The sequence below is a fragment of the Herbaspirillum sp. SJZ107 genome, assembly GCF_006715485.1.
Taxonomy (GTDB): Bacteria; Pseudomonadota; Gammaproteobacteria; order Burkholderiales; family Burkholderiaceae_D; genus Telluria.
Map to the genome: position 1 here is coordinate 852,949 of NZ_VFNH01000001.1, position 19,634 is coordinate 872,582.

At 65.5% G+C, this 19,634-nt stretch carries 22 protein-coding genes and 2 tRNA genes; 14 read left to right on the forward strand and 10 right to left on the reverse strand.

The genetic code is table 11. From position 1 onward, the window contains the following. Positions 1-35 precede the first annotated feature (35 nt). Positions 36-125: transfer RNA gene (locus tag FBX97_RS03805), tRNA-Ser, on the forward strand. Positions 126-438: 313 nt separating this feature from the next. Beyond that, positions 439-528, forward strand: a tRNA-Ser gene (locus FBX97_RS03810). 203 nt (positions 529-731) lie between these two features. On the opposite strand, the gene FBX97_RS03815 is transcribed toward FBX97_RS03810, so the two are convergent. Beyond that, complete coding sequence (locus FBX97_RS03815; RefSeq protein ID WP_141828889.1) at positions 732-2,081, reverse strand: leucine-rich repeat-containing protein kinase family protein; 1,350 nt, start codon at positions 2,079-2,081, stop codon at positions 732-734. A gap of 186 nt (positions 2,082-2,267) precedes the next feature. Here FBX97_RS03815 and FBX97_RS03820 point away from each other — a divergent pair, with 186 nt between their 5' ends. After that, on the forward strand, positions 2,268-2,708 hold the full coding sequence (locus FBX97_RS03820; RefSeq protein WP_141828890.1) for a hypothetical protein: 441 nt from the start codon (positions 2,268-2,270) through the stop codon (positions 2,706-2,708). 3 nt (positions 2,709-2,711) lie between these two features. Here FBX97_RS03820 and FBX97_RS03825 read toward each other — a convergent pair whose 3' ends face one another. Further along, positions 2,712-3,704 (reverse strand): class I SAM-dependent methyltransferase, encoded by a 993-nt coding sequence (locus FBX97_RS03825; RefSeq protein WP_255517282.1) that lies wholly within the window; start codon positions 3,702-3,704, stop codon positions 2,712-2,714. Positions 3,705-3,862: 158 nt separating this feature from the next. Here FBX97_RS03825 and FBX97_RS03830 point away from each other — a divergent pair, with 158 nt between their 5' ends. The 6 genes from FBX97_RS03830 to FBX97_RS03855 all read left to right on the forward strand — a co-directional run bounded on the left by FBX97_RS03830 (position 3,863) and on the right by FBX97_RS03855 (position 9,772). After that, the gene (locus FBX97_RS03830) at positions 3,863-4,048 is read left to right on the forward strand and encodes a hypothetical protein (protein WP_141828891.1); all 186 of its coding nucleotides are present in this window, start codon (positions 3,863-3,865) and stop codon (positions 4,046-4,048) included. 15 nt (positions 4,049-4,063) lie between these two features. Then, on the forward strand, positions 4,064-4,945 hold the full coding sequence (locus tag FBX97_RS03835) for a neutral zinc metallopeptidase (RefSeq protein ID WP_141828892.1): 882 nt from the start codon (positions 4,064-4,066) through the stop codon (positions 4,943-4,945). A 229-nt stretch (positions 4,946-5,174) separates the two neighbouring features. Beyond that, positions 5,175-6,368 (forward strand): zinc-dependent alcohol dehydrogenase, encoded by a 1,194-nt coding sequence (locus FBX97_RS03840; protein ID WP_141828893.1) that lies wholly within the window; start codon positions 5,175-5,177, stop codon positions 6,366-6,368. Between the two features lie 9 nt (positions 6,369-6,377). Continuing rightward, a complete protein-coding gene (locus FBX97_RS03845) occupies positions 6,378-6,953 on the forward strand; it encodes a hypothetical protein (RefSeq protein ID WP_141828894.1) in 576 nt (191 codons plus the stop codon). A 139-nt stretch (positions 6,954-7,092) separates the two neighbouring features. Beyond that, positions 7,093-8,916 carry a M4 family metallopeptidase gene (locus tag FBX97_RS03850; RefSeq protein WP_141828895.1) on the forward strand — a complete coding sequence of 608 codons (1,824 nt, stop codon included), beginning with the start codon at positions 7,093-7,095 and terminating at the stop codon, positions 8,914-8,916. A 223-nt stretch (positions 8,917-9,139) separates the two neighbouring features. Then, positions 9,140-9,772, forward strand: coding sequence for a PEP-CTERM sorting domain-containing protein (locus tag FBX97_RS03855; RefSeq protein ID WP_141828896.1), 633 nt, complete (start codon positions 9,140-9,142; stop codon positions 9,770-9,772). A 160-nt stretch (positions 9,773-9,932) separates the two neighbouring features. On the opposite strand, the gene FBX97_RS03860 is transcribed toward FBX97_RS03855, so the two are convergent. The 3 genes from FBX97_RS03860 to FBX97_RS03870 form a co-directional block, all read right to left on the reverse strand. Next, the gene (locus FBX97_RS03860) at positions 9,933-10,295 is read right to left on the reverse strand and encodes a hypothetical protein (RefSeq protein WP_141828897.1); all 363 of its coding nucleotides are present in this window, start codon (positions 10,293-10,295) and stop codon (positions 9,933-9,935) included. A gap of 250 nt (positions 10,296-10,545) precedes the next feature. Continuing rightward, the gene (locus FBX97_RS03865; RefSeq protein ID WP_141828898.1) at positions 10,546-11,253 is read right to left on the reverse strand and encodes a M23 family metallopeptidase; all 708 of its coding nucleotides are present in this window, start codon (positions 11,251-11,253) and stop codon (positions 10,546-10,548) included. A gap of 36 nt (positions 11,254-11,289) precedes the next feature. Further along, positions 11,290-12,432, reverse strand: a complete 1,143-nt coding sequence (locus tag FBX97_RS03870; protein ID WP_141828899.1) for a L,D-transpeptidase — start codon at positions 12,430-12,432, stop codon at positions 11,290-11,292. 132 nt (positions 12,433-12,564) lie between these two features. On the opposite strand from FBX97_RS03870, the gene FBX97_RS03875 reads away from it, so the two are divergent. Then, on the forward strand, positions 12,565-12,870 hold the full coding sequence (locus tag FBX97_RS03875; RefSeq protein WP_141828900.1) for a 2Fe-2S iron-sulfur cluster-binding protein: 306 nt from the start codon (positions 12,565-12,567) through the stop codon (positions 12,868-12,870). 14 nt (positions 12,871-12,884) lie between these two features. On the opposite strand, the gene FBX97_RS03880 is transcribed toward FBX97_RS03875, so the two are convergent. After that, positions 12,885-13,805, reverse strand: coding sequence for an alpha/beta hydrolase (locus FBX97_RS03880; RefSeq protein ID WP_370457138.1), 921 nt, complete (start codon positions 13,803-13,805; stop codon positions 12,885-12,887). A gap of 140 nt (positions 13,806-13,945) precedes the next feature. On the opposite strand from FBX97_RS03880, the gene FBX97_RS03885 reads away from it, so the two are divergent. Continuing rightward, positions 13,946-14,125, forward strand: a complete 180-nt coding sequence (locus FBX97_RS03885; protein WP_141828901.1) for a hypothetical protein — start codon at positions 13,946-13,948, stop codon at positions 14,123-14,125. A 97-nt stretch (positions 14,126-14,222) separates the two neighbouring features. Further along, positions 14,223-14,423: a hypothetical protein gene (locus FBX97_RS03890; protein WP_141828902.1), complete on the forward strand. Its 201-nt coding sequence runs from the start codon at positions 14,223-14,225 to the stop codon at positions 14,421-14,423. Between the two features lie 15 nt (positions 14,424-14,438). On the opposite strand, the gene FBX97_RS03895 is transcribed toward FBX97_RS03890, so the two are convergent. Further along, positions 14,439-14,618 (reverse strand): hypothetical protein, encoded by a 180-nt coding sequence (locus FBX97_RS03895; protein ID WP_141828903.1) that lies wholly within the window; start codon positions 14,616-14,618, stop codon positions 14,439-14,441. A gap of 208 nt (positions 14,619-14,826) precedes the next feature. Between FBX97_RS03895 and FBX97_RS29490 the strand changes: the two genes are divergently transcribed. Both FBX97_RS29490 and FBX97_RS03900 read left to right on the forward strand, forming a co-directional pair. Then, on the forward strand, positions 14,827-14,967 hold the full coding sequence (locus FBX97_RS29490; RefSeq protein ID WP_185748463.1) for a hypothetical protein: 141 nt from the start codon (positions 14,827-14,829) through the stop codon (positions 14,965-14,967). 77 nt (positions 14,968-15,044) lie between these two features. Beyond that, a complete protein-coding gene (locus tag FBX97_RS03900) occupies positions 15,045-15,410 on the forward strand; it encodes a hypothetical protein (protein WP_141828904.1) in 366 nt (121 codons plus the stop codon). 55 nt (positions 15,411-15,465) lie between these two features. Here the strand turns inward: FBX97_RS03900 and FBX97_RS03905 are convergent, their stop codons facing one another. From FBX97_RS03905 to FBX97_RS03915, 3 genes are all read right to left on the reverse strand, one after another. Next, positions 15,466-15,663, reverse strand: coding sequence for a hypothetical protein (locus FBX97_RS03905; protein WP_255517283.1), 198 nt, complete (start codon positions 15,661-15,663; stop codon positions 15,466-15,468). 106 nt (positions 15,664-15,769) lie between these two features. Continuing rightward, positions 15,770-18,610, reverse strand: coding sequence for an EAL domain-containing protein (locus tag FBX97_RS03910; RefSeq protein ID WP_141828906.1), 2,841 nt, complete (start codon positions 18,608-18,610; stop codon positions 15,770-15,772). A 134-nt stretch (positions 18,611-18,744) separates the two neighbouring features. Then, a complete protein-coding gene (locus FBX97_RS03915; protein WP_141828907.1) occupies positions 18,745-19,560 on the reverse strand; it encodes a fused MFS/spermidine synthase in 816 nt (271 codons plus the stop codon). Between the last annotated feature and the right edge of the window lie 74 nt (positions 19,561-19,634).

A 19,634-nucleotide genomic window follows, 5' to 3' on the forward strand; every position in this document is an offset into this window, starting at 1 on the left:
ATGCGGCCTCTCGCGATGCAAGCGACCGGTTACCAGGAGAGGTGGCAGAGTGGTCGAATGTACCTGACTCGAAATCAGGCGTACGGGTGACCGTACCGTGGGTTCGAATCCCACCCTCTCCGCCAAATAAGAAAAGGGCTCCCGCAAGGGGGCCCTTTTTGTTTTGCGGCGAGGGAGCGAGGCGCTTGCGCGCCTCGCGTTGGGATTCGAAGGTCTGGCGCATGCTTGCGCCAACCGCCCGAATCGCCACTCTGCCGTCCGCGAAAGCGGACGGCGCGCGAAGCGCATACCGCAGTGGTGCTAAACCAGCCAGTGGCCCATCAACTGCCAGAAGCCCATCAACGCACCAGCACCCAAAACCCACAAAACAATACCCTTGCGACATTCTCAACCACCCTCTATAATACGGCCTCTCGCGACGCAAGCGACCGGTTACCAGGAGAGGTGGCAGAGTGGTCGAATGTACCTGACTCGAAATCAGGCGTACGGGTGACCGTACCGTGGGTTCGAATCCCACCCTCTCCGCCAAATAAGAAAAGGGCCCCCGAAAAGGGGGCCCTTTTTGTTTTGGCGGTGAGGGAGCGAGGCGCCTGCGCGCCTCGCGTTGGGATTCGAAGGTCTGGCGCATGCTTGCGCCAACCGCCCGAATCGCCACTCTGCCGTTCGCGCAAGCGGACGGCGCGCGAAGCGCATACCAAGCGCCAGCAACCCAACAACCCAGCAGCGCAGCATCAGCCAACAGCCAACAACCCCTCGAGCTCCAAAGCCAACTCCCGCGCAACATCTTCAAACACCGGCCGCGCCCCGGGAACCGGCTGCACGCAACGCCCCTGCAGCTCCACCAGACGCGCCAGCACGGAAGCATCCACCTCCACGCAACGTTCGATCAATTCCCCCAGCAGCAAGCCAAAAGCACGCACCTCGAGCCGCTCCAGCGCTTCGCCCTGCGCGCTGTCCCGCGTATACAGCGAAGCCGCACCGAAATCGCCCAGCAAGGCATCGCCGCGGCCGGTATGCAGGATGTTGTGCGCATACAAGTCGCCGTGCATGATGCCGCGTTCGTGCAAATGCCGGGCCGCCGCCGCGATGCCGTAGGCAAGCCGCAGCAGCACCGTCTGCGAAAACGCTTTGCCGGCCGGATAGACATCGCGCGTGCAGCTTGCCAGGCTGGGCGGACCCGCGAGGTTCTGGAAGGCCGGGTCGATCAGTGCCATGACGCAGCCATGCAGGCCGTCGGGATGGCCGGTCACCTCGCCCAGCAGCGGGATCAGGTTGGGGTGGTTGCCTGCACTGAGGCAGGCGGCCAGTTCGCAGCGCGGCAGGCCGTCGCTGGTCATTGCGCCCTTGAACAGCTTGACCGCCACCGGCTGCCCGGCCGCGCCGCCTTGCGGCCCCGTCTGCCGCAAGGCCGCTTCATGGATCACGCCGGACGCGCCTTCGCCCAGGCGCTGCGCCATCTCGAGGCGAGGCCATGCGATCGGGTCAGGCGTCGCGTCCGCCGCGGCCGCCGCCTCGTCCGCGGTGCTGAAGGGATTGCCGGCGCAGGCCAGCCACGCAAGCCGGGGCATGGCGAGCAGCCAGGCCGGCAGCGCCGTCAGGCGGTTGGCGGCAACGCGCAGCAATTCCAGTCGGGTACAGGCTGCCAGTTCCGCAGGCAGCGCGGTCAGCTGATTACCTGCCAACATCAGCTTTTGCAGTTGTGTGCAATGGCCGATGGTTGCCGGCAGGGCGGTGAGACAGTTGTCGGTGAGGATCAGCCAGCGCAGTGCGGGCGGCAGCGCAGCGGCCGGCACCTCGCGGATGCGGTTGCTCTTGAAGCCGATCATGCTCAGCGCCGGGCAGGCGCCGAGGACTGCAGGCAGTACGGTGAACCGGTTGTTCGAGCAGAACAGGACACGCAGCTTGCGCAGGCGCGGCAAGTCCTCGGGCAGGGTAGACAGCGCGTTGCCCGACAGGTCGAGGATTTCCAGGCTGTCGGCGAGATCGAAGATTTCAGGCGGGAATTCCGTGAGGCCGCAGGCAAGTTGAAGGCGGACCGTGCCCGCGAGTGCGCCGCTGCGTAGTTGTTCCAGTGTGTGCATGAAAAGCTGAGGAGCCGAAACGCCGTATTTTACAGTCCGGCACGCCTGCCGGATCGCGCGAGCCAGGCCCTGGCGTTCGTGAAGTTCCACTTGCATAGGCGGAATGTGATAAAAAGTTATAACGATTACATCTTTGCATCAAGACGTTTGCGCACTGTCACTTATCAACGCACCAGGAGCCCGCCCATGATCGCCACCCGCTTCGCTCGCATTTTCACGCTCGTCGCAGCAAGCCTTGCCTGCACGGCCGCCGCCCAGGCCCAGACCGTCGCCGCCCCCGGCAGCGGCACGGCAGCGGCCACGCCGGACAACGCCATCCTGCTCACCATCTTCCTCAAGCACGATCAATCGCGCCCGCTGGCCGAACTGAACGCGCAGCTGGCAAAGCAGGGTTTCTATAAAGCGTTTCCGCCGCAGGGCGTCGAAGTGGTGAGCTGGTACGTCGCGATGGGCATCGGCCAGGTAATCACGGTACGGCTGCCGGCGTCGCGCCTGCGCGAAGTCAACCGCGTGCTGGAAGACACGGCATGGGGTGCCTACCGTACAGAGTTCTATCCGACCTACGACTACAAGGCGGTCGGCCTCGGCGAACACGAGAAAGCCGTCAACGCCACCAGCGGCAAATGAGGACTAGCTGCGTTTGACCGCATGCAGCCAGACGGCCGCGATGCGCTCGACGTTCTCGTACCCCTCGCAGCCGAGCTGGCCGCCGAAGATGTCGGGGTCGAGTTCTTCGTAGGCCCAGGCGCTGCAGGCTTCGTCCAGCATGCCGCGGATGGCGTCCAGGAAGCGGTCTTCGCCTTCCACGATCGCGATGCCGGTATACAAGAGCAGGCTGCCGCCTGGGTTGAGGCGTTCGAGTGCGGTGCGCACGATGTCGATCGACAGCTGGGCGCCATGTTCGCCGCCGCCGTGGCGGTAGGGCAGTTCATCGGGGTCGAGGATGAAGGGCGGGTTCGACATCACCAGGTCGAAGCTGCCGTCGACACCGTCCAGCAGGTTGCTGCGGCAGGTCACCAGCCTGGCGGCGCCGTTGATGCCGGCGTTGACCGCGGCCAGTGCCAGCGCGTCCGGGTTGATGTCGGCGCCGTAGACGGTCGCTTGCGGGCATTGCAGCGCCAGCTCGATCGCGCCCGGACCGGCACCGCAGCCGATGTCGACCGCGCGCCGGATGTCGCTGGGCGGACGGCCGAGCAAGGGCGACGCCAGCGCGCGTTGCATCGCAGCGGCATAGCGGTAGGTGTCGGGGCCGAAGAACACGGCATCGTCGTCGGAAGTCGGCCAGGCCGAGTGGAAATACAGGCGGTCGCCGATGGTCGAGGCCCGCACCAGCGACCGCCGTCCGCGAATTTGTCCATTGCGGCAATCCGCGAGCAGGCCGGCCCCGTCCAGCAAGGCTTCGATATCCGGCGGCAGCACGCCCTCGCGGAACGGCCGGCTCCAGCCGAGCACGCCACGCAGATCGTCCGCCCATTCGTTTTCCGGGCGCCGGTTGACGCGGCGGTGGGTGGCCGGCGTGACCGTGATGAAGCGGTAATCCCGGGCGCGCAGGAGTGCGCCGAGGTCGGCAAGGGCAGCGGTGGATGCGATCTGGATAGCCATGTGCTGGAGCATGGCGTACATACCCGGCCTGCTCCGTGCGCAAGCGCACATAAGCATCGAGGTGATGTCACAAATTTAACATGCTATGTGCAAGTGCGAACAGACCCGCCGGCGTGGTGGTGGCATACTGCGGGCGTGGACTGGCTGGAGGAGGCTGGTCCGGATCGAAAAGGATAGTCATGACGACGAGAATGCCCAGGGTTTCCCAACAGGCGCGCGTGGAGCGCGAGGTCGAACGCGAGCGCAGCGAACGTTCGCGTAACGATGAACAACGAGCCGGACTGGCCGTCGACGAGGACTTCCGCATCAAGGATGCGCGCGAGAACATGAGTGTGGTGAATCTGAAGCGCACGCCAGGGCGCTGACACGAAGGAGACGGTATGCGTTGGGAAGGCGATGAACAGAGCAGCAATGTGGAAGACCGCCGCGGCGACAGCGGCGGCGGCGGGGGCTTCGGTCTCGGTGGCGGTTCCCTCGGGATCGGCGCCGTCGTCGTGGCGCTCCTCGGGTCGTGGTTCTTCGGCGTTTCGCCAGGCACCATCCTGAGCCTGCTGTCGGGCGGCGGCGGGTCGCCCGCCCAGGTGCAGCAACATACGCCTTCGGGACCGCCTGCGACCGACCGCGAAAGCCAGTTCGTCAGGACCGTGCTGCGCTATACGGAAACCACCTGGGGCCAGATCTTCCAGGCCAACGGCGCCAAATACCAGCCGCCGGTACTGGTGCTGTACACCGGCCGCACCGGTACCGGGGGCTGCGGCACCGGCCAGAGCGCGGTCGGGCCTTTCTATTGCCCGGCCGACCGCAAGGTCTACATCGACCTGTCCTTCTTCAAGCTGATGCAGCAGCGCTTCCATGTCTCGGGCGAATTCACCCAGGCCTACGTGATCGCGCACGAAGTCGGCCACCATGTCCAGAATCTGCTGGGTATCTCCGGCAAGGTCGACAACGCACGCCAGCAGCTGTCGGAAAGCCAGGGCAATGCGCTGTCGGTGCGGGTGGAATTGCAGGCCGACTGCTTCGCCGGCGTGTGGGCCAACCACACCGACGAGACCAAGCGCATCATCCAGGACGGCGACGTCGAATCGGCACTGGCTGCCGCCAGCGCGATCGGCGACGACGCCTTGCAGCGCCAGGCGCGCGGCGAAGTCGTGCCGGATTCGTTCACCCACGGCACCTCGGCACAGCGCATGCGCTGGTTCAAGAAAGGCCTGGATTCCGGTTCAGTCGAACAATGCAATACATTTGAAGCACGCCAGTTGTAAGCACTTTTAATGGAAATAAAACGGCCGCGAATGACGCGGCCGTTTTATTTTGGAAAATCTGCTTATCAATAAATTTCCTTTTAAAAACAAACACCTGCAATTGTCAGATATATTGTTCAAAAAGGTGCCATTCATTTCCGTGCGCGTATCGCCTTTGTCATGAATATGTCATAACGTGGCGCACATGGTCTGAAACATTTGAGGCCCGACAATTACTGGAGGACTACATATGCTGGCAATGAATTACCGTGGGCCATATCGCGTCCGCGCCGATCACAAACCCGACCCCGTGATCGAACATCCGGGCGATGCCATCGTGCGCGTGACCCGGTCTTGCATCTGCGGTTCGGACCTTCACCTTTACCACGGCATGGTGCCCGATACCCGGGTCGGCCATACCTTCGGCCATGAATTCATCGGCGAAGTCGTCGATACCGGCCCTGATGTAAAGAACCTGAAGGTGGGTGACCGTGTGCTGGTGCCGTTCAACCTGTTCTGCGGTAACTGCTTCTATTGCAAGCATGAGCTCTACGGCAATTGCCACAACACGAATGCACAGGCGACCGCAGTGGGCGGCATCTACGGCTATTCGCACACCGCCGGCGGCTACGACGGTGGCCAGGCCGAATACGTGCGCGTGCCGATGGCCGACGTCGGCCCCATGGTCATCCCGGACGACATCCACGACGACGACGCCGTGCTGATGACCGACGCGCTGCCGACCGGCTACCAGGCGGCCGAGATGGGCGACATCAAGGAAGGCGATACCGTCGTCGTGTTCGGCGCCGGTCCGGTCGGCATCTTCGCCGCCAAGTCGGCCTGGCTGATGGGCGCCGGCCGCGTGATCGTGGTCGACGAAGTCGAGTACCGCCTCGAATTCGTGAAGCGCTACGCCCAGTGCGAGGTGATCAACTTCCGCGAAGTCAACGACATGGGCGAGCACATCAAGAAGATGACGGACTGGATGGGCGCCGACGTCTGCATCGACGCGGTCGGTGGCGATGCCGCCGGCTCGATCGCGCAGACGCTCACCGGCCGCCTGATGAAGATGCAGGCCGGCGCCTCCACGGTGCTGCACTGGGCGATCAACTCGGCGCGCAAGGGCGGGAACGTGTCGATCGTCGGCGTGTACGGGCCCACCTTCAATGCCGTCCCGATCGGCAATGCGCTGAACAAGGGCCTGACCCTGCGCATGAACCAGGCCAGCGTGAAGCGTCACCTGCCGCGCTTGATCGAGCACATCCGCGCCGGGCGCATCAATCCGAAGGAAATCATCACCCACCGCATCCCGCTGGAAGAGGTGTCGGACGCTTACCACATCTTCTCGAGCAAACTCGACGAGTGCATCAAGACCGTCCTGATTCCGCCGTCGGCCCGCGAGGTCAAGGCCGTCAAGGCCAGCGCACAGAACGCACAGCATTAAGGAGCCAGCATGAAAACGTCGCACGAAGTCGATCCGCATTCGCACCAGCACCACCACAAGGGCCACACCCATCAATTCCAGCAGGATTATCCGGACGAGCAGCAGCGTCCGACGCGCGAGCAGCTGGCCCACATCAACGGCTGGGGCGCCGATCTCGACCGCAAGGACCGTCCGGCCGTGCCGATGGAACGCACGCCGCCGCGCTTCATTCCCGAGCCGGTCGGCAAGCTGCCGCAGCAGCCGCAGCACGTCGAGGTGCTGGTCTCGACCGAGCGTCCCGGGATCACGCCGATCTTCGGCACCGCCCAGCCGCCGAGCGGCCTGTCGGGCGTGATCCGCCGCGCCGCGTTCCGCTGGGCCGAAAACGACCTGCGCCACTGGCTGCTGCTGCTGGCAGCCGACCGCGTCAACGTGGTCGAAGGCGTGGCCGACGACCTCGCGCACGGCAAGGTGCCGAACGTGCTGGCCGAGATGGGCATCAAGTCCGAATGGCAGTACAACAAGGCCGGCCTGGTGAAGAAAGTCGCGATTGCCGGCGCCGTGGTCGGCACCGTCGCTTACCTGATGCGCCGCAAGGAGCGGTAAGCGGCACGATCCCTGTAGCACAGTTTTACGCAACCCCCACCGCGGTGTCACACCGCCGTGGGGGTCTTTGCGCTTGAGCAAGTCCCTTTAAGCGAGCTCGTCCATAGTTTGGTGGTCACCCCTACCGAATGGAGACGAGATGAACAAGCGCACCAATTTGCTGACCTTGCCGAACTTGCTGGCCTCGCTGGGCGCCTGCACCTTGGCTGCGGTCAGCGCCGCAAGCACTGCTGCACCGGCCGCTGCGTCGCCGGCTTCCCCGTTGACGATGAGCGCCCCGGTGACGGTCACGCCGCAAGCGCGCGCCGCGCTGCTGGGCCAGCTGGAGGCGCGCCGCGCCGAACGCGGCCTCGACGCGCGCCACGGCTTCGCCATCGTTGCCCAGCATCCCGGACCACAGGGGACGCAGGTCGCACGCGTGGCCCACACCTTCAAGGGCGTGCGCGTGTTCGGCTCGGAATCGGTGGTGGTACTCGACAGCGGCGGCCGCATCCGGTCGGAATCCGCGTCAGAGCGACGCGTCGGATTGAGCCATGCCAACAGCGCCGGCATGGTCGCGGCGAACGCCGCACCGGGCAGCGACTTCAGCGTGGTCCCCGCCATTTCCTCGAAGGCCGCGATCGACGCCGCGCTGGCCTCGATCGGACCGGAAGCGCATCACGTGGCGCCGCCCAGCGCCGAGCTGATCATCTATCCGGTGATGCGCACCGAGCGCGTGCAGAGCGCCGTCGACAAGCCCGAGCAGGAATTGAATGCGCTCGACGTGCAGGAAGTCGTCGACCACTACGAACTGGCCTACCTGGTGCACACCCGCATGCACGTGGGCGAGAAGCCGCTCTACCACGACACCGTGGTCAGCGCGCGCGACGGCCGCATCCTCGACCAGTGGAACATGCTGCAGACCGTGATCGGCGTCGGCAAGAGCCAGTACAACGGCGAGGTGCCGATCAACACCACGCTGGTCGACGGCAAGTACAAGATGATCGACGACAGCCGCGGCACGGGCGGCACCTTCGGCGCGATGGCGATCACCAACGCCAACCACGGCACCAGTGCCGGCAACGTCTACGTCAGCGAAGGCGCGGACAACGTCTGGGGCGACGGCAAGCAGTATGTCGCCGGCGGTTCCACCACCGACGCCAATGGCCAGACCGCGGCGGTGAACGCGATGTGGGGCCTGATGAACACCTACGACACGCTGAAGAACGTGTTCAACTGGCTCTCGCTGGACGGCCACAACACCTCGACCTACATCGCGGCCCACGTCAACACCGCCTACGACAACGCCTATTACAGCGACACCTGCCGCTGCATGTTCATCGGCGACGGTTCCAGCTTCAACAGCCTCGGATCGATCGACGTGATCGGCCACGAAATGGGCCACGGCGTCACCGCCGCCACCTCGAACCTGACCTACTCTGGCGAATCCGGCGGCCTCAACGAGTCGAGTTCGGACATCAACGGCGAAGCGGTCGAGGCCTATGCGCGCGCCGGCGGCAAGGGCGACCGCATCCCGGCCACCGGCAACGACTGGGTGCTGGGCAAGGAAATCAGCAAGAGCGGCACGCCGCTGCGCTGGATGTACCGCCCCAGCAAGGACGGCAGCAGCCCGGACGCCTGGAGCAACTCGATCAAGCGCCTCGACGTCCACTACAGCAGCGGTCCCAATAACCGGATGTTCTATTTCCTGGCGCAGGGATCGAAAGAGGACAAGACCGGCGACTACTACAGCAAGTACCTGGTCAAGACGCCGGCGGCCATGACCGGCATCGGTCTCGACAAGGCCTACCGGATCTGGTTCAAGGCCAACACGACCAAGTTCACGTCGAGTACCAACTATGCCGATGCGCGCGCCAAGATGATCGAGTCGGCCGAGGAACTGTACGGGAAGGGGAGCAAGGAGGCGGTTGCGGTGCAACGGGCCTACGCCGCGATCAATGTCGGGGCCGATGTCGACGAATGAAATGGGTGGTATCGGACCAGGGCCGCCTGCGGGCGGCTTTTTTATTAGCGGTCCGGCTCGGCAATATCGAGCACGTTCAACTGACATCTTTCATTGTCGGAAAGATTTACAAAAAATATTTGAACATAGCGAATTTTTTTCAAGTATTTGATTAAATTGCACTTTTTTTGATGGCATGCAAGTTGCTGATATAGCCCTGCGTTATCAACCAACCTAGACCATCATGTTCAAAAAAGTCCTGGCACTTGCTTGCACCGCGTTGTTCTCGCTGAACGCCTCCGCAGGCTACATTCAATATAACTTCACCGGACCGATCAGCGGCTATGTCGTCCAGCATGACGACAACCAGTCGATTGCGGATTACCGGTTGACGGTGCCGATCGCCGGCACGCCGACAAACTATACCTTCGGCTTCAACGTTCAGCCTCTGGGAGCGGAAGGCGTGGATACCATCACTTCGGAATGGACGTATTTCCGCGATGGCGGACCGACCAGCTTTACTGTGTTCGATAACTTCGGGAGCGATCGCTATGCGAATTTCAGCTTCGACATCACGCGCGCAGCGGATGGCACATACAGCTACTTTACCGAGTACTCGGCACGCATCCTGTTCCAGACGGGCAATGGCCTGCAGTTCCTGCCGTTCTCGGGTTCGCTGACCGGCACTGTGAGCGCCGGCACCATTGCGCCGAGCTATGCCAGCACCCTGGATTCGCTCGGTGGCTATGCAGAGTTCGTCCCGCGCATTGTGCCGACCTATATCGCCGCCGCCGAAGTGCCTGAACCTGCAAGCCTGGCCCTGCTTGCACTGGGCGGCCTCGGCGCAGCTGCCGCGGCCCGCCGCAAGCGCGCGTGATTCATGTAGTCCGGGTTCGACAAGGCCGCTGCCTGCGGCCGAAGCGAAGTTCCCCCTGCGGAGCCTTGGCCGGCAGGGTGTTTTCATTAAAGGCGCAGGCTGCAGCACTGCAGCCTGCGCTCGGCCACCGTCCAGCCTGTCGCGCGGCTGCTGACCCGCCTTACTGCGCTGCCGGTACGTTCAGGGCGGTCCGGCACAGCCGCGCCGCCTGCAGGCCGATGCAGGTGGCAGTCGTCCAGTGGAACACATAGGGCAGGGCGAGCACAGCCAGGCCGGCCTTGCCCATGCAGAACGACAGCAGGATCGTGAGCGCGCCACAGAAGGAAGCGAGCGCGAAGCTCGTCGCGTGGCGGGCGGCCGTTTCCGAGGTGCCGGCCCCGAAGCCGATCAGCAGGGCGATGGCGGTACAGGTGGCAATGATGTCGACCGAGGGCGTCCCGGAAAAGCTGTGGTACAGGCGGGCGAGGACGAGGACCGTCACCAGGTAGCCACCCAGGAAAACGGCAAGTTGGCGTAATTTCATTGGAAAATCTGGCAAGTTATGGCATCGTGCGATCAACGTGTCACACGGTAAGTATTGCCGCCAGTATACATGCACTTAGGAAATTCTGCCGCAACAAAAATGTTGGGTAGGTAGCTGATGAGGCGCGGTGTTGCGCACATGCCGAGGGAGCGATCTGCCGGACCAGCGTCCCGGCCTCCGGCCGGGAATCGGCTTATTTCGCCGGGATGAGATTCATGTTGCCATGCGGTTAACGAGGTGCCGGCGATCCTTACTCGCCCAGCAGCGGGAACGGGTTCACCGGGGTCCCTTTCCACCACTGCTTCTCGGGCGTCAGTTCGAACACGGCAAAGTGCAGGTGTGGCGCATTCGGATCCGAATTGCCGGTCACGCCGACGTAGCCGAGCGGGTCGCCGCGCTTGACGGTGGCCCCTTCCTGCAGGCCGTCGGCATAGCGGTCGAGGTGCGCATAATAATAGGCGTACTTTTCGGTCGGGTCGAACACATAGACGGTGAGGCCGCCCGGCTTGCTGGTGAACAGCTTGGCGATCTTGCCGTCGGCTGCCGCCACTACCTTCGTGCCTTTCGGCGCCATGATGTCGAGTGCCTCGTGGTGGCGTTCGTTGCCGCGCGGCTGGTCGAAGGTGTCGCGGATCTGGCTCAGCGCCATGCCGTCGACCGGCACCATCAGCTTGCCGGCCGGCAGGGTCGGTGCGGACGACGCGGATGACTGCGCCGGCGCCGCCGACTGGTCGATGGCGCCCGGGCGCAGCGGCAAGTCGAGTTCGGTGAGATCGGGCATGACCTTCGGTGCCGGCGGCAACTGGCCGTCCAGGTTGTGTCCCGCCGCCGGCGCCGGCAGCGAACCGGTGTTCGCGGCCACGGCCGGGGCCGTGTCGTGCGGCATCTGGCGCAGCCAGACGAACAGGCCGCCGGCGCCGACCACGATGCCCAGCAAAAAGGTCATCAGCCATCTCATCGCATTCTCCTTGTTATATGTGAACCGGTCCCGCCATCAATCCTGCAGCACGACCTGGGTACCGGCCTTGACCAGGCCCGCCACCTCGGCCGCGCTCCAGTTGGTCAGGCGGATGCAGCCGTGCGACTCGCTTTTTCCCACCATGCCGGGCACCGGGGTGCCGTGGATGCCGTAGTGCGGCTTGGACAAGTCGATCCAGGCCACGCCGACCGGGTTGTTGGGGCCGGCAGGCACGGTGGCCTTCTTGTCGCTTCCCTTTGCATCCCAGAACAGCTTGGGGTTGTAGTGGTAGGTCGGATTGCGAAACACGCCTTCGATCTTCCACTCGCCGATCGGCAGCGGATCGTGTTCGCTGCCGGTCGAGGCCGGGTACTGGGCCAGCAGGTTGCCGGACGCGTCCTGCAGGGTCAGGATGCGGGCGTCGTTATAGACCACCACGCGCGCGGCCGGCGGCAACGGCGGCGTGCCGACCACGTTCGGGACCACGATCTGGGTGCCGAGCTGGCCCAGGTTCTTGCCCTGGTTCAGCTTTTCCACCAATGCCGGGCTGGCGTGGAATTTCTCGCCCAGGCCTTCGGCCGGGGTCGCATAACCGAGTGCCGGCAGCTTGGCCTTGTCCATCATCTCTTCCGGGATCGGCCGGAACGGGCCGGCGACGTCGGCCTCGGCCAGCGAGTAGCTGACCAGGGTCGGGGCGGTGTCGGCGTTCAGCGCATTCCAGGTGGCCTCGTCCAGCTTGCCGGTGACGGGCAGGTTGCGCGCTTTCTGGAAGCCGGACAGGGCCTGGCGCATGTTGGAGCCGAAGGCGCCGTCGATTTCGCCGGGCGAGAAGTGGGCACGGTCGAGCAGCACCTGGGCACGCAGCAGGCGCTCGAATTCAGCCTGTCTGGCGGCGGGATCCTGTGCGGCCGGTGCCGTAGCCGCCGTCGCCGCTGCGGCTGCGTTGTCCTGGGCTGCGGCGGGCGGCTGCGCCGCTGCCGGGGCGGGTGCGGCCGCAAGCGGCGTGGCTTGCGCGGTGGGCGCCGTGTAGCCCGGCTTGGCCATGGGCGCGGCGGCCGGCGCAGTCATGCCGGTGGGCTGTTTTGTTGCTGCGGGCTGGGCGGCGGTGACCGGCTGGGCGCCAGCGGACAGGGTGGCGCCCAGGAGGGCGGCGAGAAGGGAAAGATGTTGATTCTTCATGGGGCACCTGCTGTTCTTGCTTCGGAAGTTTCAGGCTAAAGCTGCCTTCAGGCATGGTCTGTGCGGGAACGAACCCAAGATTGGGCAGACCGGCGCAGGCCGCCGCGGCATGGATGGGGCTACAATCGCGCCATGCCGACATCGACCATCACCCTCCAGCCGTCCGGCTGGACCTTCCAGGCGGACGCCGATACGCCGCTGCTGCGCGCGGCCGAACAGGCCGGCTTCGAGCTGCCCAGTTCCTGCCGCAACGGCACCTGCCGCACCTGCATCTGTCGCGTGGCCGAGGGCGCGGGCAGGGTGCGCCACCTGGTCGAATGGCCGGGTTTGTCCCTGGAAGAAAAACGCGACGGCACTATCCTGCCATGCATCGCAGTGGCGCTGGAAGACCTGACGCTGGAACAGCGCCTCGCCAGGCAGGTCGGCTGGCCCGACTGAGCGGGCAGGGCGGATTATTTCAGGGACGATTCGATCGCCTGCAGCACCAGCGGCCACGAGGCCGAGCTGGCCGCGACCTCGTCGTAGTGGCTGGCGCCCGGCAGGATGATCGTCTCCGCCGCATCGCCGGCAGCACGGGCGCGCTGCGCGTACGCATGGGCCACGCGCGGCGGCGATACCTTGTCCAGCTCGCCGGTGACGAGGATCGTGCGGCTGCCGTTCGGCATCAGCTCTGCAGCATTGGTGTCGCTGAACACGTCGGGACGGGACGCGCTGGGGCTGCCGGCCAGTTGCGCGGTCGTGCGCTCGCAGCTCGACTCGATCAAAGCCGCTTCGCGGCGCAGGTCGGCCAGGCCGCCGAGGCTGACCACGCGCCGCACCTGCAGGGTGCCGCCAGGGTGCAGCGGGCTGGCCGCGGGGATGCGGGCGCGCCCCGCCATCCACTGCACCAGCTGGCCGCCGGCCGAGTGGCCGACCGCCACCAGGCGCCCGAGGTCGAGCGGGTAGCGTGCGGCCTGGGCCGCGAGGGTGTCGAGCGCCGCATTCATGTCCTGGTAGGTGCCGGGGTAGCCGCCGCCGGCTTCGTCGACGCGGCGGTATTCCACGTTCCACGAAGCGATGCCGCGCGCCGCCAGCGCGCCGGCGATGTTGCGCAGCTGCTCGATGCCGCCGAATTCCTTGGTCCAGCAGCCGCCGTGCACCAGCACCGCTACCGGGAACGGGCCTTTGCCAGGCGGCAGGAACAGTTCGGCATACTGGGACGGTGCGCTGCCGTAGGCGAAGGTGGCGCTCGGGGCGGGGCCGCTCAGGGCCATGTAGCTGGCCAGCTTCATCGGTACGGCCGGGACCGTGGTGTCGGCGGCGATGGCCGGCGCCGTGCCGGCAAGACAAGCGCTCAGGAGCAGGGCGCGGGCAGAAGCGGTCAGGCGCGGCATGGGGGACTCCAGGATGTCAAAACGCAACTATACCAATCGCGGGGCGCCAGCGACAGCAGCCGCGCACGATTGAAAACTGCTCCCGATCTTCCATGCTAGTCTGCGCAAAACGTCAACCGTTTCACACACAGGAGAACGCCATGACCCAGTCGAAATCCAGCGGTACCCAGAACAAGCAGTCGGAACACATGTCCGAGGAAGACCTGGCCAAGCAGCGCGCCGGCAAGGCGGACAAGAGCAGCCACGACAACAAGTCGCGCGTCAAGGCCAGCACCGGTGAAGGCGCCGGCGGTGGTGCCAAGCAGAAGCAGAACCACTGACCCATCGAACGACGATGAACGCGCCGGCAGCATGGTAGCGCGCTGCCATGCTGCCGGCAGTTTTTACGGCTGATCCTTTTATTCAGGAGGGACGAAGATGAGCCTACAAGAACGAGGATGGCCGCAGGGCGCCGGCATCCACGCCCATTCGACGCCGGACCCGGAATCGCCGGATCCGACCAATCCGGATTCGCCGCCGCCGAGCCCGGATCCGGACGACGTGCCGGCACCGTCGCGCGCACCGGTGCAGGAACCCGATGCGCCGACGGCACCCGTCAAGGCCGGCGCAGCAGCCTGACGGGGAGGACAGCCATCAGCTCTTGGCTGGTGCGTCCTTGTCGTCCGGCACCTCGCCGTGCAACGGCGGGATTTCCTTGATCATCTGATCGGTTTCATGCTGGGCCGGCGAGCGTTCGCCGCTGCCGATGTCGGCCTCGTGCAGCATGCCGCTGCCTTTGGCGCCCGGGTCTGGTTTTGGAATCGAGGTATTCATGGCTTGCTCCTTGCGTTGTCATGTTGACCTGATCCTAACAGTCCATCGCAGCAACTGGCGCGCAATAGGTGTCACGGCATGCGCAAGGCGTGCAGCAAAAGTCTTGCTGAAAGGATAAAATATGCAATATTCGTACGTCAGCGCACATAAGCCGGCGGCGGAATTTTTATAATGGCTTATTGGCCATTTACTGGAGGAGAAAGCCGCAATGAGCACCACCTTGCACAACAAGATCTACCTGGGCCGCAACTCGCTGCTCGATTCGCGCCAGGTACAACTGGCCGCGCTGACGCTGGGCGTCCTGGCCGGTGCCGGCCTCGTCTGGTTTGCACGCCGTGCCCTCCGCTGAGCGGCCGCGCAGTTTGCAGGTTGCCGGACCAGCCCGCTGACGTTACCATGGCGGGCTTGTTTCCGTAGAAAGCCGTAATGAAGAACGAAAAACTGACGGGCGACGAATACGACGCCCTCGAATGGATCCGCCGCGGTACGCGCACCAACCCCTGTATCGGGCGCAATGCGAAGCGCCTGTCGGGCCTGAAGATGGCGCAGTACGAGCGCAACGGTACCCTGGTGCTGACGCCCAAGGGGCAGGAAGTGCTGTTCCTGCGCCGCTGCGTGCAGGCGCTCCGCGCGCTCGACGCCGATCCGTCCGCCGCCATCGACGACGACGTGGTCCAGTTCCTGAGCCGCAAGTCGCACATCGCCGCGCGCGAAGAAGGCGGCTACACGCTCACCGCGCGTGGACGCGAATCGCTGGCCGACATCGCTGCCCAGGAGCCGCAGCCGCGCTAGGCGGTAGGTGTGCACGATCGATCCGCCGCGCAGCCAGCAGCGCGGCAGGCGCCGCTCAGGCGTTGCGGCGGCGGTGCGGATAGACCAGCGTGCGCACGGCGATTTCGGCCGGCACATTCATCGCCGCCAGGAATTCCGCGGCGCGCTGCAGGCCCAGGCTCGGGACCGAAGCCACGGCCTGGTTCACCAGGTCGCGGGTGCGCATGTCGGTGCGCGGCTTGCGCTGCTCCAGGGTGACGGTGTCGGCGTTCATCGTCTCTCTCATTTATTCCGTGCGGCTATTGACAATAGATCAAAAACGCCAATTCTAGAAGAACGATGTCGTTTAGGCCACTACTAAATGATGTCTTTGTTCATTTTCAGGCGAGGGCGGGTTCGGTCGCGACGTGCTTGCGCAGCAGCCGTTCGAAGTCTTCCGCGGGCAGCGGGCGCGAGAAATGGTAGCCCTGCATCTCGTCGCAGCCCTGGCGCCGCAGGTGGTCGAGCTGTTCGGCGGTCTCGACGCCCTCGGCGATCACCGACAGGCGCAGGTTGTGGGCCAGCGCGATGATCGAATCGACGATGGCGGCGTCGTTGGCGTCGTGGGTGATGTCGGCCACGAACGAGCGGTCGATCTTCAGCACGTCGATCGGGAAGCGCGACAGGTAGGAAAAACTCGAGTAGCCGGTGCCGAAGTCGTCGATCGACAGCTTCACCCCGAGCGCCTTCATGCGGTGCAGCAGTTCCACCGCCGGCGTGACGTCGCCCATGAACAGGCTTTCCGTCAATTCCAGTTCCAGGCAGCCGGCGTCCAGGCCGGTATCGCGCAGCGCCGCTTCGATGCCCGGCAGCAGGTCGGCGGCGCCGAACTGGCGCGCCGACAGGTTCACGGCCACGCGCAGCCTGCCCAGGCCGGCATCCTGCCAGGCCTTGTTCTGGGCGCAGGCGGTGCGCATGACCCAGGCGCCGATCGGGACGATCAGGCCGGTGTCCTCGGCCACGCACACGAAGCGCGACGGCGGCACCATGCCCAGCTCCGGATGCTGCCAGCGGATCAGCGCTTCCATGCCGACGATGCGGCCGCTCTTCAGGTCGACCTGCGGCTGGTAGTGCAGCACGAATTCGTTGCGCTCCAGCGCGGAGCGCAGCCCGCTCTCGATGCGCACGCGTTCGAGCGACTCCTCGTTCATGGCCGGGGTGTAGAACTGGAAATTGTTGCGGCCCAATTTCTTGGCACGGTACATGGCAATGTCGGCGTGCTCGATCAGGCTGTCGGCCGGGGTGCCGTCGCTCGGGAAGACGGCCACGCCGACGCTGCAGGTGACCAGGAATTCGCGGCTGCCGAGCAGGATCGGCCGCGCCACCGCATCCATCACGCGCTGCACGATGGCCGGCGTGAGCGCTTCGTTGTCCTCGGCCAGGATCGCCACGAACTCGTCGCCCGACAGGCGCGCCACGGTGTCGGTGTCGCGCAGCGCCGCGCGCAGGCGCGCCGCCACCGTCATCAGGAGCACGTCGCCGGCCTTGTGGCCCATGCTGTCGTTGACGTACTTGAAGCGGTCGAGGTCGAGCAGCATCACCCAGACCGGGCGGCCGTTGCGGCTGGACCAGGCCACCGCCTGGCCGAGGCGGTCCTGCAGCAGCGAACGGTTGGGCAGGCCGGTCAGCACGTCGTGCTGGGCCACGTGGTGGACGCGCTGCTCGGTCAGCTTGCGGGCGGTGATGTCGCTGCCGGTGCCGCGGTACCCGCTGAAGCGGCCGTCGGCATCGTAGATCGGTTCGCCACTGATGCAGTACCAGCGCTCGCCGCCGCGGTCGTCGATGATGCTGTATTCAAAGTTCTTGAATGATTCATGCGCCTGCAGTGCCGCCATGTGCTCGCGGAAGCAGGCACTGTCGGCCAGTTGCGGCAGCAGGTCCCAGCGGGTCTTGCCGAGCAGGCGCTCGACGGCAATGCCGGACTTTTCGGTAAAGTCGCCGGTGACCGCCACGAAGCGGAACCGGTCGTCCTGCTCCCAGTACCAGTCCGAGGACAGGGCGGCCAGCCGGCGGAAACGCTGCTCGCTTTCCTGCAACGCCTGCTCGGTGCGCTTGCGCGCCAGCACGTCGTCGATCAGGCGCTGGTTGCTCAGCTTGAGGTCGGCGGTGCGCTCGCGCACCAGTTCCTGGACCTTGCGCGAACGCCGGCCTGCCGCCTGCACCAGCGCCGCCAGCAGCAGGGTGGCGAACAGGCCGCCGCCCAGCAGCAGGGTCGAACTCGGGTGGGCGGCCAGCCACGGCCGCGGCGCCGCGATCGCTTCCACGGTCCACGGCTGGTCGCCGATCGTGAAGCTGTGCAGTACGCGGCCGCTGTAGGCCCCCGCCAGCCAGGGCAGCGGCGCCGGCTGCGGCGGCTTTTCGCTGGCATGCTGCGCATCGTGATTGGTATACACCAGGCTGGCGGGCACGGCGCGGGCGCCGGCATACACGTGCAGCAGGATGCTGCGCTCGTCCAGCAGCCCGGTGCGTGCCAGCGCCGTGTTGACCAGGCTCTGGACGCACACGACGGCAGCGGTGTCGCCGACCAGGCGGCCGGCGGCGTCGTAGACCGGCATCACCACGTCGAAGCTGGGCTTGCCGAGCGGATCCTGGGCCAGGCGGAACAGGCCGGTGGCGCTGGCATGGCCGCTGCGCCGTGCGCGCTCGACGGCATCCGCCACTTCCCGGTTGGCGCCGACGTCCAGGCCGAAGGCCGCTTCGTTGCCACGCATCGGTTCCAGGTAGTCGACCACGTTATAGGCCGGACGCCGCGGTGCCGGTACCAGTGCGGTCGACTTGCCGTCGATGCGCAGCTCGGTCAGCACCGTGCCCGGACGCACCTGCTGCAGGCGGGCCTCGAAGGCAGCGCGCTCGGCGTCGGGCACCACACGGTGGAAATTGAAGGCCAGGATGAAGGGATTGCGCTTCAGCAGCGGGGTCGTGAAGTCGTGGAATTGCGCGCGCGTGACTGGCTGGACGGTGGCGAACAGCTGGTTGGTCACGTTCAGTACCTCGGCTGCCTGGTCCATGCCCTGGCGCAGCGCGGCCACGCGGATACCGACGTCGCGCCCGAAGGCCAGCGCCTGGTTATCGTATTCGAGACGTGCGACCGCCATCGTCAGCGCCAGGGTGGCGGCCAGCCCTCCGCCCAGCGTCAGGGCGGCGGCAAGCGTGAGCGAGCGCGACAAACGGCGATGCGGCATCCAGGACTTCCCGTGATTGGACAAAACGATGGCTTGGACAAAAATGATTGCCCGTAGGTATTAAGCGGGGCCAGTTTGTCACAAAAGCCGTCATTACCGCAAACAATTCGCCACATTCTGCGGCAAAGCGTGTCTTAGTGTGGCTGGGCCAGAACAGATCGCCATGCCAGTTGCATGACCAGCAAGCGCGTCCATAGCCGGTTCAACAAGCCCAGGCCGAGGCCATGCCGGCGTCCCAGGCTACGCAGCCGGCGCACTCCCGGCAACGCGTCGCCGCCGGCGCCATCCGCGGCGTGGATGGCGAACACGATACGGTTGTTGCCGGCGACCTTGTCGAACCAGCAGGTGCGGCGCGCGAACACGGTGTCGAGCGCGTCCAGCACCACCGGGTAGCGCGGATCGTAGGTGAAGACGTTGGCCACCAGGACGCCGCCGTCGCCCAGCACGGCGCGGCAATCGCGGTAGAAGGCGGCGTTGCCCAGCGCCGGCGGCAAGCCCTCGGCGCCGAAGCCGTCGACCAGGATCACGTCGAACGGCCGGGCGCCCTGGGCCGCCTGCGCCTTGACGTATTCGACCGCGTCGGCATGGACCACGCGCAGGCGCGCGTCGTCGGGCGGCACCAGGAACTGCTCGCGCAGCGCGATCACGTCGGCGCGCAGCTCGACCACGGTGATGCGGCAATCCGGGAAGTGGCGGTGGCAGAATTTGGCGAGCGACCCGCCGCCCAGTCCGACCATCAGGATATGGCGCGGGCGCGGCACGAACAGCGCAAAGCACATCATCGCCCGCGTGTATTGCAGCGTCAGCGCATAGGGGCGCGCGAGCAGCATTTCGCTCTGGATGTCGCCGGACTCGAAGGCCAGCGTGCGGCGGCCCTTGTGGGTGCGTACCAGCGGCGGGGCGGTGGCGGCCGGATCGGCGCAGGTGACGAAATTCGGAAGGCGGGACATGCAACAAGTATACGACAGCCGAGCCGGACGCCGGGTCATATAGCCGTCGGGCAAGTGTGGCTTGTTGGCGCGGA

Excerpts from the sequence above, each read along its gene's own strand:
- FBX97_RS03815 (WP_141828889.1), bottom strand. The coding sequence starts at position 2,081 with ATGCACACACTGGAACAACTACGCAGCGGCGCACTCGCGGGCACGGTC.
- FBX97_RS03820 (WP_141828890.1), top strand. The coding sequence starts at position 2,268 with ATGATCGCCACCCGCTTCGCTCGCATTTTCACGCTCGTCGCAGCAAGC.
- FBX97_RS03825 (WP_255517282.1), bottom strand. The coding sequence starts at position 3,704 with ATGTACGCCATGCTCCAGCACATGGCTATCCAGATCGCATCCACCGCT.
- FBX97_RS03830 (WP_141828891.1), top strand. The coding sequence starts at position 3,863 with ATGACGACGAGAATGCCCAGGGTTTCCCAACAGGCGCGCGTGGAGCGC.
- FBX97_RS03835 (WP_141828892.1), top strand. The coding sequence starts at position 4,064 with ATGCGTTGGGAAGGCGATGAACAGAGCAGCAATGTGGAAGACCGCCGC.
- FBX97_RS03840 (WP_141828893.1), top strand. The coding sequence starts at position 5,175 with ATGCTGGCAATGAATTACCGTGGGCCATATCGCGTCCGCGCCGATCAC.
- FBX97_RS03845 (WP_141828894.1), top strand. The coding sequence starts at position 6,378 with ATGAAAACGTCGCACGAAGTCGATCCGCATTCGCACCAGCACCACCAC.
- FBX97_RS03850 (WP_141828895.1), top strand. The coding sequence starts at position 7,093 with ATGAACAAGCGCACCAATTTGCTGACCTTGCCGAACTTGCTGGCCTCG.
- FBX97_RS03855 (WP_141828896.1), top strand. The coding sequence starts at position 9,140 with ATGTTCAAAAAAGTCCTGGCACTTGCTTGCACCGCGTTGTTCTCGCTG.
- FBX97_RS03860 (WP_141828897.1), bottom strand. The coding sequence starts at position 10,295 with ATGAAATTACGCCAACTTGCCGTTTTCCTGGGTGGCTACCTGGTGACG.
- FBX97_RS03865 (WP_141828898.1), bottom strand. The coding sequence starts at position 11,253 with ATGAGATGGCTGATGACCTTTTTGCTGGGCATCGTGGTCGGCGCCGGC.
- FBX97_RS03870 (WP_141828899.1), bottom strand. The coding sequence starts at position 12,432 with ATGAAGAATCAACATCTTTCCCTTCTCGCCGCCCTCCTGGGCGCCACC.
- FBX97_RS03875 (WP_141828900.1), top strand. The coding sequence starts at position 12,565 with ATGCCGACATCGACCATCACCCTCCAGCCGTCCGGCTGGACCTTCCAG.
- FBX97_RS03880 (WP_370457138.1), bottom strand. The coding sequence starts at position 13,805 with ATGCCGCGCCTGACCGCTTCTGCCCGCGCCCTGCTCCTGAGCGCTTGT.
- FBX97_RS03885 (WP_141828901.1), top strand. The coding sequence starts at position 13,946 with ATGACCCAGTCGAAATCCAGCGGTACCCAGAACAAGCAGTCGGAACAC.
- FBX97_RS03890 (WP_141828902.1), top strand. The coding sequence starts at position 14,223 with ATGAGCCTACAAGAACGAGGATGGCCGCAGGGCGCCGGCATCCACGCC.
- FBX97_RS03895 (WP_141828903.1), bottom strand. The coding sequence starts at position 14,618 with ATGAATACCTCGATTCCAAAACCAGACCCGGGCGCCAAAGGCAGCGGC.
- FBX97_RS29490 (WP_185748463.1), top strand. The coding sequence starts at position 14,827 with ATGAGCACCACCTTGCACAACAAGATCTACCTGGGCCGCAACTCGCTG.
- FBX97_RS03900 (WP_141828904.1), top strand. The coding sequence starts at position 15,045 with ATGAAGAACGAAAAACTGACGGGCGACGAATACGACGCCCTCGAATGG.
- FBX97_RS03905 (WP_255517283.1), bottom strand. The coding sequence starts at position 15,663 with ATGAACGCCGACACCGTCACCCTGGAGCAGCGCAAGCCGCGCACCGAC.
- FBX97_RS03910 (WP_141828906.1), bottom strand. The coding sequence starts at position 18,610 with ATGCCGCATCGCCGTTTGTCGCGCTCGCTCACGCTTGCCGCCGCCCTG.
- FBX97_RS03915 (WP_141828907.1), bottom strand. The coding sequence starts at position 19,560 with ATGTCCCGCCTTCCGAATTTCGTCACCTGCGCCGATCCGGCCGCCACC.